Origin of the sequence: Extibacter sp. GGCC_0201, assembly GCF_017566055.1 — a bacterium.
Classification (GTDB): Bacteria; Bacillota; Clostridia; order Lachnospirales; family Lachnospiraceae; genus Extibacter.
Genome location: NZ_JABFCH010000014.1, coordinates 14,515 through 28,852 on the forward strand (window position 1 = coordinate 14,515; position 14,338 = coordinate 28,852).

Here is a 14,338-nt window from a genome sequence, read left to right on the forward strand (position 1 = left end):
ACGGTTTCCTCCGTTTTTATCTACTAATCCCCTACAGTCAGCTGGTAGAACCGGATGGAATAGAAGTAATCGAGCGGATGCAGCACATACCCTTTGTACGTATGGCTGATTGCCTCCACCGTGTTCGGAGATGCCGCATATACGGCCGCACAGTCGTCTACAAGCATCTGCTGCGCCTGCTTCAGTAGTTCCGTCTTCTCTTTTGCATCCACAGTAGCAGCAGCGTCATCCAGCAGTTTGTCGAACTCCGGCTTTTCATAAAAGCTCCAGTTATAAGAACCCCCGCTGTTGATGCTGTGGAAGTTCTGCTTCAGGAAGAATGCTGCATCTCCGGTAAATGCGCCCATATTAAGCGCAGACATTTCCGGCGCCGTATCCGGTGATGTATTTTCCTCTACGAGGGAAGTCCACGGCATAATCTCGATTTTGACCGTAATGCCGATCTCTGCGAGATTCGCCTGAAGAATCTGTGCCATCTGCACTTGGTCGTCACTGCCTTCGCAGAGGTGTACCCTGATCTCACACGGTCCGGCTCCCGACTCTTCCATGAGCTGTTTCGCCTTCTCCATATCCTGCTTCTGCTCCGGTATATCCGTGTTATGCTCTGCAAAATCAGCCGGCATGAAGCCGCTCGGTACGGTGGCCTGTCCATTGTATACAGTATTCTTGACACCTTCATAGTCAAAGGCCAGTGATACCGCCTGCCTTACCTTTGGATTGTCAAACGGCGCCTTCTTCATGTTGAACGTAAAGATATTCGTCTGAAGGGAGCCTCCCTTTAAGATATCGATATCCGGATTCTTCTCCAGCATATCGAGATTCTCTGTCAGAGGAATCTGGAGCTTATCCACTTCCCCGGAATTGAGCATCTGGATCTGTGTCGCGTTGTCCTTGACAATCAGCGTCTGGACCACGTCTATCTGATTGTCCTTCCATCCCTGCCAGTAGTCATCGAATCTGGATAGTGTAACATACTGGTCGTCCACATAATCCGTCACCTGATATGCCCCGGTTCCGCAGGAGTTCTTCTTCAGATACTTCTGTGCCCAGTCTCCGTCCTCCTCATGCTCTTTGCAAAACGTAGGAGAGATGATACCTATCTTGGCAACGTTATATAAGAATCCTGAATTTTCTGCCTTCAGCGTCATCTTCACCGTCATGTCATCCGTCGCCTCTATCGTATCGATCTCCTCAACGCAGGAAGATACAGAATTGACAAATGCCCTGGCCCGCTCAAACGAATATACGACAGCATCGGCATCCAGATCTGTGCCGTCATAGAATGTTACACCGTCGCGGATATGGAAGATATATGTCCTGGCATCTGGTATCTCCCACTCCTCGGCCAGCCATGGCTCCAGGTCTGTAGTTCCCCGGACTTCTTCCACAAGAGGTTCATAGCAGTTCCTCGTCGCATGCATATCTGCCGCATTCATAAGGTTGGTCGGGTCTATACTGTCCGGCATGAAGGCAAGGGCTGCAACAAACGTCTTGTCATCTTTCGTATCTGCCTTGCCCGCTTTGCCGGATGCCTTCTTGTCGCCGCCACAGGCACACAGTGAACAGGCCAGCGCCGCTGCCATACCCAATACCAGAACTCTTCTCATAACATTTCTCTTCATCCTTTTTCCTCCTTTGTCCGTAGTAACGGCTATTCCCCATAGCCATAATACTCTTTTGCATGTTCCGCGCTTATGTAACCGTTCTCTATGTCTTCCTTCACCGCTTCTTTATCTCTTTCAAGAGGGCTGCCATATCCACCTCCTCCTCCGGTCCGTATCTGTACGATATCGCCTTTCTTGAGGGAAAGCGTGTTCGTCTTCAGATACCTCCTCTCATCCGGTGTTCCCGGATTCACTACCGCAACGGGCGCTGTCCCGTTCCCGCCGCCAAACAGCCCCCAGGCTGTCGTCTTCGTCCGTTCGATCCACAGCATCAGATGACAGTCTCCCTCCGTCTCCACACGGTATGTGCGGATGACGCCTGCACCTCCGCGCCATTTCCCAGGCCCCTGCGAATCACTGCGTATCTCGTAGGAGAGCAGACGAAGCGGATACTTATCTTCTATAAACTCGACGCTCCAGTTTTTTAAGTCCCCGTTGACCACGTTGATCATACAGTTCTGGCCGTCTCCACCTGCAAATGCTCCCCATCCTCCGGAGGTAGCTTCGCAGATGCCGAACGGTTTGCCCCGGACTGAGTCGTACCCGCGGAAGATTATGAGACTGGAATCTCCATAATGGGCTGCCGCCGCCTCTTTCTCCATAACAGGCGACAGGGCTTTTCCTATCAGATCAATCAAAAGACCCAGTCCTGTGAAATACCATCCGCACGGTGCCGGTTCTTCCGCCGCCAGAAATGTCCCCTTTTCCACAATAACCTCCAGATTCTGGAACGTGCCTCCCGATACCTGGCTTTTCGGATTGATCATCTGCTTATATCCTACTCTGCAAGCAGCAATGGTCTGTGCCATCCCGCAGTTGATCGGGCCGTTTCCCATCCTGGAGCTTCCGCTTAAGTCAATCTTCATCTCGTCCCCTTGTATGGATATCTTCACCTTGAGCCTGCGCGGCTCGTCTGTCATTCCGTCATTATCAAGACAACCTTCCGCTTCATACACGCCATCGGGTATAGCTGCTACTGCCATCCTGTCCAGTTCTTCCGACTGCCGGAAGATTTCCTCTGCCGCCTCCTGCATCACGTCGGTGCCGTAACGGTCAAAAAGCTCGTTCATCCGGGTTCCGCCAGTATAGCACGCTGCAATGCAGGCATTCAGGTCTCCCTTCATCATCGTATGATACCGGCTGTTGATTGCGATAATTTCCATCACGTCTGTACATAGTTCCCCTTCCGAGCAGAGCCGGACTGGTGGAATCCGCAGGCCCTCCTGGTATACGTCCGTAGAATCCGCATTGCCGATCGGATCCTTGCCTCCCATATCCTGCATGGCTGCCCGTACTGCCGTGAAGCCGTGAAGCTCTCCCCCGTAGAAGATTGGCGCAAGTACCGTGACATCTGCCACATGGGTTCCCTGCAGGTAAGGTTCATTCATAACGAATACGTCTCCTTCACGATAGCCGCATATTCCAATCCGCTCTGTTACAATATTGATACATATCTCCAGATTACCCAGGAATATCGGAAGCCCGGACGACTGGCCGAGAAGCCTGGCATCCCGGTTGAATATTCCTACGCTGCAGTCCTTCATCTCATAGATGCCCGGACCGAAGGAACTTTTTATCAGACAGCTATTCATCTCCCGCGCGGCAGAATTCACTGCATTCCGGATGATTTCAACGACAATCGGACTTACTTTTGCTCCCATCTCATCTCCTCCTTACATTTTTGTTATAATCATGCTTCCGGCTTCATCTGCCACCAGCTTCCACTTAGGCGGAACGACGGTCGTGGACGTCAGCTCTACTATAATCGCCGGCCCTTCGATCATGCTTCCGGTTACAAGATCTTCCCTTGCATATACATTCATGTCATACGGTACACCGTCAAAATAACCAGGAATCCGATCAATGACATGTGTCCTGTCCACGCCTTCCCTTCCAGCCGTCTGTGACTTCCTGACCGGTACGACGACCGTAACCCGGTAATTCACCACTTCGATGATATCGTCCGGGGAATGATGTCCGTACAGCCGTTCATATATGCCGTTGAACTGCTCCTCTATGTAGTCTCTGCAATACCCCATGCCTTCAGGGATGTCCACAGATATGGTGTATTCCTGTCCGAAGTATCTCATATCCAGAGAGCAGATATATTGTTTGGGCTGCCGTGCGATTCCCTCTTTTTCCAGAACTTCCTGCAGATCTTCTTTCAGGAGTTCAAAGTTGCCGTCGTACTCTTCCTCCTCCAGAGAATCCAGCAGGCACAGGCTTGTGACTGCGGCATCGTGCCGGATATCTGCCTGCAGCATCCCCCAGGCAGAGAATACGCCAGGATTGGCGGGAACGATGACTTCCTCTATGTCCAGTTCCTCTGCAATAAGCGCTGCATGCATCGGTCCTGCCCCTCCGAAAGCCAGGATGGAGAAATTCCTTGGATCGATGCCCCGGCGGACCGTCAGTTCCCTTATGGCATCTGCCATCTTATGGTTCGCAATCGAGCACACCCCTTCTCCGGCCATAATCATATCGAGTCCAAATCTCTTTCCATAGCTGTCAAAGGCCTCTTTCGTCTTATCCTCATTAATCTTCATCCTCCCTCCGAGAAAGTGCCTGGGGGAGAGATGTCCCAGTATGAGATTGGCATCCGTTATCGTGGGAGCCGTTCCTCCTTTATCGTAACAGACTGGACCTGGCATTGCGCCTGCGCTCTGAGGGCCGACCCGCATACCACCCGCTTCTTCCCATGCGATGCTGCCGCCGCCTGCCCCGATGCTGAATACATTCACTGTAGGAGCAAGGATTGGAAATCCTTCCATCTCTGCCTCCACTGCCGTCTCAATCTTGCCATTTACCACAAGGCTGACATCAAAGCTCGTTCCTCCTATGTCAAAACCGATGATGTTCTCCCTCTCGATGGCACTGGCACCGATGGCTCCGCCTACCGGACCGGACATCAGCGTCTGCACTGCTTTGACAGCAGCCATCTCTGCGCGTATGACTCCTCCGCTTGACTGCATCATATACAGCGTGCCATTAAACCCTCTCTTCTTCAGCTCTCCAGACAAAGCATACACGTGATGCCTCGTGCTCGGAGCAACATAAGCGTTCATCACCGCCGTACTTACCCTTTCATACTCCCTGGATTCCCGGGCGATTTCATGAGATGCGGTGACAATAACTTCTCCATCCATATGTTCTTTCAAGATCCGGCATAATTTCTGCTCATTCTCTGTATTGATATAGCTGTTTATGAGACATACTGCAATCGATTCATACTGTCCCTTCAGCATGGGAATCAGCTCCTGAACTGCTTCATATGTGACTTCCTTCTCCACCTCTCCCTCATATGTAGTACGCTCATCAATCTCATAGATATCTTTGCGCGGTATGAGCGGCTCCGGTTTCCTGTAATGGCTGTTGTAGATTTCCGGACGGTTGGCCCTTGCAATCTCATATACATCCCGGAACCCTTTCGTAGTAACCAGTGCACAGTGCGCGCCTCTGCGCTCTATCACAGAATTCAATCCGGATGTCGTGCCATGTACGATACTGGCAACCTTTTCGTAATTCCCTGACGTAAGCTCATCGAACCCCTTAAGCATCCCTTCCTCCAGCGCCTGCGGGGTCGTCAGCACCTTCGTGGTCGTCAGGCTGCCTGTCTCATCGTCAATCAGTACGACATCCGTGAATGTCCCTCCGACATCGGCTGCTAATCTGTATGACATATCCCTTCCTCCTTATATTTCTGCAATAACTGTTATCGTGTAAACTTGCTACTATCATTGATAATCGCTGTAATAATATCTCTGATAATATCAGAAAGGCTAAAAAAAATTGACCGGTCAATAGCCATTTCTTTTTTGATTTGATTAAATATTATCACTCGCCATTTATTTTGTCAATACAATTCTGCATATCCGATATTTTAGTAATATTGTAAAAAATATTGTCGAATGCATTGACTTTTTTATAAAAATATGCTAATCTGACGAGGTATTATCTATAGATGTAACTTATAGTTAATACGGTATCTAATTATTTATTTTTATTTTTTATGGAGGTAACACAATGAACAGAGGTACAGTAAAATGGTTCAACAACCAAAAGGGTTATGGTTTCATCTCAGATGAGACTGGCAACGATGTATTCGTACACTACTCAGGACTGAACATGGACGGATTCAAGTCTCTGGAAGAAGGACAGGAAGTAGAGTTCGAAGTAACTGAAGGCTCTAAAGGTCCTCAGGCTGTCAACGTAACAAGAGTTTAGTCAATTGCATTAATCAGAATTTGGATGTACCTTTTTTATATATAAAACAAGACTTGAAAGATTGATTTAGATATTAAAAAGTAATACACGAAATGAGATTAAGAGAAGAGGGATGTCAATTTTGACATCCCTCTTTTTTGTCATTACATATTCGCCCTATACGCCTCATCCGCGCTATACACGTCAAATCCGCTGCCCTTCAGGATATCGATGACCCTCGCCGGATCGTCGCTTTTGAGCACCGCAGCCGCATCGCTTCCGTTGGCAAACGCGTACATATATTCTATATTGACTTCACCTTCTACGATCTGGTGCATCGCTTTGCTCAGGGAACCGGTAGCGTGGGGCACGCGCAGCGCCACTACATCTGTCAGCATAGCCGTAATATCCGCTTCCTTCAGAACCGCCCTTCCTTTGTGGGGATCGGACACGATCATCCGGAGCATTCCGTAGTCGGATGTGTCTGCCAGGCTGAGAGCTACTATATTCACTCCGCCTTCCGCAAGTATGGCAAGCACTTCGTCAAGTCGGCCCTCCCTGTTTTCCAAAAATACTGATAACTGCTGTACTGTATTACTCATACCCATCTCTTTTCCCTTCCTTCTTACAAGTCTCTCTTGTCGATGACACGCTTTGCCTTGCCTTCGCTTCGTTCTATCGTCTTAGGCTCAACGAGCTTCACCCTCGCGGATACGCCGAGCGCCTGTTTCAGAGCCGCCCCGACCTTATTCTTCAGTTCATCCAGCTTACGGATCTCGTCCGAGAAGTATCGTTCATCTACTTCCACCATAACAGTCAGGACATCGAGATTGTTCTCCCGCTCCACGATCATCAGATAATGTGGTGCCACGCCGCCACCCATGGAGAGCAGCGCTGTCTCTACCTGTGTCGGGAATACATTGACGCCGCGTATAACTTTCATATCATCCGTACGTCCGGTGAACTTCTGGATTCTCGGCAGTGTCCTTCCACATTCGCACGTGTTGTATTCAATGCTGGTCAGATCCTTCGTCCTGTAACGAATCAGCGGCATACCCTCTTTGGCAAGCGTGGTGAATACGAGCTCTCCCGTCTCGTTGTCCGCGCATGGGGTATCATCTCCCGGATTCAGAATCTCAGGATAGAAATAGTCTTCATACACGTGGAGCCCTTTGTGGTGGATACAGTCCATGGCAACCCCTGGTCCTGTAATCTCGCACAGCCCGTAGATATCGAAGCTGTTGATATGCAGGATGCCTTCGATCTTCTTGCGCATCTCATCTGTCCACGGCTCTGCGCCATTGATGCTCGCCTTAATCTGCAGACGGTCCACAATTCCGGCTTCCTGCGCCGCCTCTGCCAGATAGAGCGCATAGGACGGCGTGCAGGCGAATGCCGTCGCGCCGAAGTCCTCCATGCACATGAGCTGGCGCTTCGTGTTGCCGGATGACATAGGTATCGCCATCGCCCCGAGTGCCTTCGCCCCGAGATCCAGGCCCATGCCTCCGGTGAACAGGCCATATCCGTAACATACGTGGATGCGGTCAGCCTCTGTAAGTCCTGCCATCGTAAGCCCTCTGGCGACACATTCGCCCCATACGTCCACATCGTTCTGCGTATAAGAAGCCAGGGTAAGCTTCCCTGTCGTCCCGGATGTCCCCTGCACTCTCGCAATCTTCTCCTGAGGGACTGCCAGAAGCCCGAACGGATAGTTGTCCCTCAGGTCCTCCTTTGTCGTGAACGGGAGCTTGCCGATATCTTCGATACCTTTGATATCACCAGGCTCCACCCCGATCTCATCCATCTTCTTCCGGTAGAACTCCACATTCTCATATACGTTCTTTACCTGTTGTACGAGACGTACGCTTTGAAGCGCGCTCATCTCATCCCTGCTCATACACTCTATCTTCGGGTCTCTGATCTTTTCCTTCCAGTCTTTTAATGCTACTCCTGCCATGTCAATCTACTCCTATTCTTAATTTTATAAATCTGATTCCTCTACCATCTTCACACCTGCATCCTTAAGAATCTGAGCTGCTCCCTCATAGTCATCCGTACTGAATACCAGAACTGGCGCTTTTCCTTCGCGGATTACAAATGAATAGATGTAGTTTACATTTATTCTGCCTTCTGCAAGTATTGCCAACATCTGATTGAGATTGCCTTTCTTATCTTCCAGTTCCACGCCTATGACGTCATGAAGCCTGACGACAAATCCCTTTTCAGTCAAACTCCCCTTCGCCTCTGCTGGCTTATCGACTACGAGACGAAGGATACCAAACTCCGGCGTGTCGAAAGACGCGACAGCCCGGATATTGATGTGCGCCTCTGTGAGACGGGACGTAACATCCATAAGGCTTCCCGGCTTGTTCTCCACGAATACTGATAATTGCCTGATCATACCACACCTCCTTAATTTTAATCAGGTACGCCGGGGACTTCTATCTGGCTTCCAGATGATATCCCACATCAAAGGCCTGCTTGTTTATATCAACCGTTTTCGGCGGCACTGTCTTTTCTATCACGTCGTACCACTGCTCTTTGGTAAAGTCCATGTGCCTCGCCGCGACGCCGAGCACAATCATGTTAAATACTCTGGAGTTGCCGAGCTTCCTGGATTCTTCTGTAGCATTGACGCTGTATAGCCTGTACTCTTTTCCAAGTTCTTCCAATATATTGTCCGGATATTCTGCAGCGCCGATGACGACCGGCATAGGATCGATTCTCCAGTCATTTACAATCAGGGCCCCATCCTTTTTGAGATAGTGCGCGTACCGGTAAGCCTCAAGCCGCTCAAAGGCGATGACGATATCTGCCAGGCCTTCTTCTACAATCGGCTCTGCAACCTTATCACCATAGCGGACGAAGGTGACGACACTTCCGCCCCGCTGTGCCATTCCGTGCACTTCTGAAAGTTTGACATCATAGCCCATGCCTATCGCAAGTCCACCGAGTATCCTGCTTGTGAGCAGCGTTCCCTGGCCGCCCACACCAACTATCATAATATTTTTTGCCGTCATTATCTGTCACCTGCCTTTACTAATTCTATCGCATCGAACTTACATAAGTCCTCGCACAAGCCGCAGCCGGTACACATCGTATCGTCGATATGTATCGTTCCGTCCCCGTTTCTCGTCATGGCCGGACATCCCGGCTTCATGCACATCCCGCATTTCCTGCACTTGTCCTCATGGGCAACGTAGACCGGCTTTCTGGCCTTGCTCAGCAGCACGCACGGTGATTTCGTGATAATGACCGACACTTCATCCCTGGCAGTCTCTTCTTTGATGACTTTTTCGAGCGTCTCTATATCAAATGCATTGACTTCCACCACATTTTTGACACCCATGGCCCGGCACAGTCCCGGTATGTCCATCGCATATGTCGGGTCTCCCTGCAGCGTCTTTCCCGTTGCCGCGTGGTCCTGATGCCCGGTCATCCCTGTCGTGGAATTATCAAGTATCATGACCGTTCCTGTCGCATTGTTGTACATCATGTTCATGAGGGAATTGATACCTGTATGTAAGAAGGTCGAATCACCAATCACCGCAACCCAGTTCTTGATATACTCTTTTCCCTTCGCTTTTTCCATCCCGTGGAGGCTGGAGATGCTCGCCCCCATACATATCGTAGTGTCCACTACGCTTAGCGGGGCAACCGCTCCGAGCGTATAGCATCCGATATCACCGGCAGCATGCATCTTAAGCTTCTGAAGCACATAGAACACGCTCCGGTGTGGACATCCGGGACATAATATCGGCGGACGCATCGGCGCCGGCTTCGGAGCCGCAATCTCAAGCTTCTGCCCGAGAACCGCCGTGCGTATCATGTTGGCGCTGTACTCGCCCTGTACGGTAAATATCTCCTTGCCGATGGCCTCTATCCCCCATGACTTCACCTGCTCTTCAATCACCGGGTCAAGCTCTTCCACGATATAAAGCTTATCTACCTTGGACGCGAAGTCCTCTATCATCTTTCTCGGCAGAGGATTGACCATGCCGAGCTTCAGCACGGACGCCTCCGGCATCGCCTCTTTCACATACTGGTAAGGAATACCGCTCGTGATGACTCCGATACCGGTATCCCTGATTTCCACCGTGTTGATGGGCAGAGTCTCCGCAGCTTCTGCCAGCTCTGAGTTCCTCTTCTCGATCTCCACGTGCCGGAGCTTTGCATTCCCCGGCATCATGACTGTCTTTCTGACATCCTTGACATAAGGCCGGTCTTCGACAGCCTCGCGTTCTTTCAGTTCTACAAGCCCCTGGGAATGCGCCAATCTTGTCGTGATGCGGAATACGAAAGGACGGTCGTACTTCTCGCTCAGTTCAAACGCTGCCTTCATATACTCCTTCGCCTCAGCGCTGTCGGCAGGCTCCAGCACAGGAAGCTGGGCCGCGCGGGCAACCATACGGGTATCCTGCTCATTCTGGGAACTGTACAGCCCCGGGTCGTCAGCCACGACGATGACCATACCTCCGTTCACACCCATATACGATACCGTATAAGCCGGGTCGGCCGCCACATTGAATCCGACGTGCTTCATACAGGCCATGGAACGCACCCCTGAGACAGAGGCTCCAATCGCCACCTCTGTCGCTACTTTTTCATTCGGCGACCACTCACAGTACAAGGCATCTTTATACTGGACGAGATACTCGCTGATCTCCGTACTCGGCGTGCCCGGATAAGCCGCAGACACCTTCACCCCTGCTTCATATGCCCCTCTGGCAATGGCTTCATTGCCGAGCATTACTACTTTTTTTCCCTCTGACATATCTTATAGTCCATCCTTTCTCATATCGGTTACTCTCTTGGCCTTCCCCTCGAATCTCTGCAGAGAATACGGGGCGACAAGCTTAATCTGGGTCGCAAGGCCAAGCTGCGCCTTCAGTCCCTTCTTAATCCGCTGTTCCAGCTCGCTCAGCTTGCTGTAGCTGTCTAACAGCCGGTCATCTATCAGTTCTACCGTTATCGTCATCACATCCAGACGGTTCTTCCGCTCTAGGACAATCTCGTAATGGGGCCCTATCTCAGGAACCTGAAGCAGGACTTCCTCAATCTGTGTCGGGAATACGTTGACGCCCCGGATGACAAGCATATCGTCCGCACGCCCGGACAGGTTTTCCATCCGCACGGTCGTCCGGCCGCACGCACACGGTTCGTACATCAGCCTGGTCAGATCGCCGGTACGATATCTCACTAGCGGAAGCGCTTCTTTGCCGAGACAGGTCACGACCAATTCTCCGTGTTCCCCCGGTGGGAGCACCTCGCCCGTCTCAGGATCGATCACCTCCGGTATGAACCAGTCCTCGTTCACATGCATCCCGCACAGGCTCTCGCATTCACCCGCCACGCCGGGGCCGCACAGCTCGCTCATACCGTAGTTCTGGGTACACAGGAACTGCTCCCCCCACACTTTGTGCATCTCATCTCTCATCGGCTCTGTCATGCCCTCGCCGCCGAACAGTCCGATATGCACCATCAGGTCTCTGGAAGGGTCTATCCCCCTCGCCCTGATCTCTTCACCGAGGTGAAGCGCATAGGACGGAGTCGCTACGAGGAGCGTCGTGCCCATATCCTGCATGAACATGATCTGCTTCTTCGTATTGCCCGAAGACATCGGAATGACGGAGGCTCCTAGCATCTCCAGGCCGCCGTGGAGTCCGAGCGCACCTGTAAACGTCCCGTATCCGAATGCGATCTGCGCCACATCGTCCGGTGTGGCACCGCCCATACAGGCAATCCTTGCCACGTTGTTGAGCCATACGTCCAGATCCTTCTTCGTATAGCCTACTACCGTGGGCTTTCCGGTCGTACCGGAGCTGGCGTGGAAACGCACCAGTTCCTTTTTATCTACCGCAAATAGTCCCATGGGATAATTGTCTCTGAAATCTGCCTTATATGTAAATGGAAGCTTCTGCAAATCTGTCAGGCTGTTGATATCATCAGGTTTTACGCCTGCCTCATCCATCTTCTTACGGTACGGCACTGATCTTTCATAGATGTAGTACACCGTCTCCTTAAGCTTATCAAGCTGGATATCCTCTATCTCGGCTCTCGGCAGGGTCTCTTCTTTCGCCCAAATCATGTTATTTCCTCCTTCATACCATACATGCTTTTTTTAGTATAGCACATTGCTTTCACGGATTAAAGCATTAATTTGCGAAAAATCTTTCCCTTTCAGAAATTTCCTGATACAGCTCCCTTGTCTTTGAAGTTGTCTTTCCGTTGATTACGACCGTACCATATACCGTCTCCATGACGACATATTCATGGCAGTCTGTATACGAGTATAGATGGTATGCGCCAAACTCGCTGTTCTTAAAGCCGCCCGCCTGAATCCGGAAGCTGCCGATGCCCCCGGTGCGCCTTCCCACGTCCATGTCATCTTCATATGCCACGGATCTGATATCTTCGTATTCCACCCTTTTATTCCCTATAACAGAAGTGTGGATATTCATACCGTCCATTTCAAACCGTACGTTCACATCACCTGTATAAAGCGCAGCTGCCACGAGAAGACCGATTGCCACAAGCACCGCCACCGTGACCTTCGTCATGAACGTATCTTTCTTTCTTGCCGCAGACGTCGTTCCCGGCACCTTCTTCCTGCAAATTGTATTCGTCGCTATGACAAGGAAGATGACGACACCGAAGATTCCGACCGGCATAATCCATCTCAATCCGCGGGGCAGATCATATTCATACACATTGCATAGCAGAAGTATGACTGTTATGACGGACATGCCTGCCCCCATGACACGGCAGAGCTTCTTCTCATCGTACTTTGCCTTCTCCTCTATATCTGCCGTATTATAGCCCGCTATGAGAAAGCTGCCCCTTCCGGACAGCAGTACTATGGATAACAGCGCAAATATAGCCGTTAAAATCCACATATTCTCACCTCTCTATCATCAGTTGGTGCCATCGTGGTGCTTGCAGGCATATTCCTCAAGCTCAACTTTTATGACCGCCACGGCATTGATCCATTTCTCATCGAAGTTATCAAAGTCTTTTCCGGTCTGATGCTTCATGATTACCTTCAGCACCTTCAGCTTTTCCTTGGCGTCCTCCTCTATCACAGCCCTGCCTGTACCGATAAGGCTTGCGAAGCAGAAGCTGTGGCTGCATGGCTTCTCTGCCGACATAAGCCCGTGCCTGCAGTCAAGTTCTATGCCTACGTCCGGATTCTCTCTGAGCACTTCCATCTTTCTTCCGACCTTTGAGCTGTGCAGGTAAAAGGTAAGCTTTCTGTCCTCACATAGATAGCCGAAATTCATCGGCACTATGTACACGCTTCCCTTGTCACAGAGCCCAATCCGGCACACGCTGCACTCGTCAATTACCTTGCATATCTCCGTCATATCCTTGATTTCCCGTTTTGGTCTTCTCATCGTCATCATCCATCCTTCTTGATTTTTTTAGCTGAAGCGGCTGCCCGCACGTTATAATTTCAATTATAATAAGAAAGCTCCCATATTTCAATGTGAAATCATGGGAGTTACGTTATTCCGTATTATCATCAGCCCTCTTCCTGCCTGTCACCTCTTGTCCCGGTCTATGAATTCCAGGCTGATGGCCGCAATCAGGGCATATGCTGCCGCAAAGACCAGCAGATAGCCCCATCTGCGGTATACAAGCTCCGCTTTATATTCATATATCCTGCGGTATGTATAGTCATGCAGGAAACTTTCCACCGCAGTGTGGATATCATCTGTTAGCTTGTCCGGAAGTAAATCCATCAGCTCTTCCACTCCTTCTATACTCTCGAACATTTCTATCTCCGAGTCTAGCAGTTCCGACGGTATCTCGTTCATATCAGACTCTATGCACAGGACTCTCTGTCCCCACTTGCTCACAGTCAGGTCTGAGATTATCCTTGCGTTACCGGTAATCGGGAAGATAGAACCAGAAAAGATAAGCTGTATGATAAGCAGGAACGGCATGACCGTCATAGCAGCCGTCGTGCTCTTTACGAGAGACGACACGGCAAGCCCGAGCATGTCAGATGAAAAGAGAATCAATAGCATCGTGATATAAAAGTCTGCATAAAAGCTCCCCGTCACGAGACCTTTGTCTGGAAAATCCATAAAAAGCCCATAGATGGACGTCATGAGCAGCGCCTGCACGGCACAGATGACTCCCTGGCAGATTACATGGGCACCAATATAAGCAGACATATGAAGGCCCGTACGGTGTTCTCTCTTGATAATCTGCCTCTCCCGGCACACCGTCTGGATCGAATTAAAGATGCCAATCCAGATGCCGGCTGATACGATGGCGAAAAATCCGGAACGGGTCCCTTCCTTTTTTAAAAACATCGTATCCCCAAGTACAAGTGACAGAAGAAGGGTGACTATCACTGCGAATACAATCCCTTTCCAGTCCTTCTCATTCTTAAATATCCGGAAAAACTTACCTACATACACTTTCGTCTGCCCAAGGCGGCCTTCTCTTCTCTCTCTGTCCAT

General features: G+C 50.5%; 13 protein-coding genes. 1 reads left to right on the plus strand and 12 read right to left on the minus strand.

Annotation, left to right across the window (positions count from 1 at the left end; genetic code table 11):
- Positions 1–23: 23 nt before the first annotated feature.
- The 3 genes from HJV72_RS10600 to HJV72_RS10610 are packed head-to-tail and all read right to left on the minus strand — an operon-like array spanning position 24 to position 5,344.
- Positions 24–1,622: an ABC transporter substrate-binding protein gene (locus HJV72_RS10600; RefSeq protein ID WP_208070860.1), complete on the minus strand. Its 1,599-nt coding sequence runs from the start codon at positions 1,620–1,622 to the stop codon at positions 24–26.
- 29 nt (positions 1,623–1,651) lie between these two features.
- Positions 1,652–3,325, minus strand: a complete 1,674-nt coding sequence (locus HJV72_RS10605; RefSeq protein WP_208070861.1) for a hydantoinase B/oxoprolinase family protein — start codon at positions 3,323–3,325, stop codon at positions 1,652–1,654.
- Between the two features lie 12 nt (positions 3,326–3,337).
- Positions 3,338–5,344, minus strand: coding sequence for a hydantoinase/oxoprolinase family protein (locus HJV72_RS10610; protein WP_208070862.1), 2,007 nt, complete (start codon positions 5,342–5,344; stop codon positions 3,338–3,340).
- 343 nt (positions 5,345–5,687) lie between these two features.
- Here HJV72_RS10610 and HJV72_RS10615 point away from each other — a divergent pair, with 343 nt between their 5' ends.
- Positions 5,688–5,888, plus strand: coding sequence for a cold-shock protein (locus HJV72_RS10615; RefSeq protein WP_006441829.1), 201 nt, complete (start codon positions 5,688–5,690; stop codon positions 5,886–5,888).
- A 143-nt stretch (positions 5,889–6,031) separates the two neighbouring features.
- Here HJV72_RS10615 and HJV72_RS10620 read toward each other — a convergent pair whose 3' ends face one another.
- From HJV72_RS10620 to HJV72_RS10660, 9 genes are all read right to left on the minus strand, one after another.
- The gene (locus HJV72_RS10620) at positions 6,032–6,475 is read right to left on the minus strand and encodes an amino acid-binding protein (protein ID WP_049729291.1); all 444 of its coding nucleotides are present in this window, start codon (positions 6,473–6,475) and stop codon (positions 6,032–6,034) included.
- 17 nt (positions 6,476–6,492) lie between these two features.
- The gene (locus tag HJV72_RS10625; RefSeq protein ID WP_208070863.1) at positions 6,493–7,824 is read right to left on the minus strand and encodes a phenylacetate--CoA ligase family protein; all 1,332 of its coding nucleotides are present in this window, start codon (positions 7,822–7,824) and stop codon (positions 6,493–6,495) included.
- 24 nt (positions 7,825–7,848) lie between these two features.
- A complete protein-coding gene (locus HJV72_RS10630; RefSeq protein WP_208070864.1) occupies positions 7,849–8,268 on the minus strand; it encodes an ACT domain-containing protein in 420 nt (139 codons plus the stop codon).
- Positions 8,269–8,308: 40 nt separating this feature from the next.
- Positions 8,309–8,887 carry an indolepyruvate oxidoreductase subunit beta gene (locus HJV72_RS10635; RefSeq protein WP_208070865.1) on the minus strand — a complete coding sequence of 193 codons (579 nt, stop codon included), beginning with the start codon at positions 8,885–8,887 and terminating at the stop codon, positions 8,309–8,311.
- Positions 8,887–10,641: an indolepyruvate ferredoxin oxidoreductase subunit alpha gene (gene iorA / locus HJV72_RS10640; protein ID WP_208070866.1), complete on the minus strand. Its 1,755-nt coding sequence runs from the start codon at positions 10,639–10,641 to the stop codon at positions 8,887–8,889. The genes HJV72_RS10635 and iorA overlap by 1 nt, the downstream gene beginning before the upstream one ends.
- Before the next feature lie 3 nt (positions 10,642–10,644).
- The gene (locus HJV72_RS10645) at positions 10,645–11,955 is read right to left on the minus strand and encodes a phenylacetate--CoA ligase family protein (RefSeq protein WP_208070868.1); all 1,311 of its coding nucleotides are present in this window, start codon (positions 11,953–11,955) and stop codon (positions 10,645–10,647) included.
- A gap of 67 nt (positions 11,956–12,022) precedes the next feature.
- Positions 12,023–12,763 (minus strand): DUF3784 domain-containing protein, encoded by a 741-nt coding sequence (locus tag HJV72_RS10650; RefSeq protein WP_208070870.1) that lies wholly within the window; start codon positions 12,761–12,763, stop codon positions 12,023–12,025.
- A gap of 18 nt (positions 12,764–12,781) precedes the next feature.
- Positions 12,782–13,261 (minus strand): pyridoxamine 5'-phosphate oxidase family protein, encoded by a 480-nt coding sequence (locus HJV72_RS10655; RefSeq protein ID WP_243765610.1) that lies wholly within the window; start codon positions 13,259–13,261, stop codon positions 12,782–12,784.
- Between the two features lie 147 nt (positions 13,262–13,408).
- On the minus strand, positions 13,409–14,338 hold the full coding sequence (locus HJV72_RS10660; RefSeq protein ID WP_208070874.1) for an ABC transporter permease: 930 nt from the start codon (positions 14,336–14,338) through the stop codon (positions 13,409–13,411).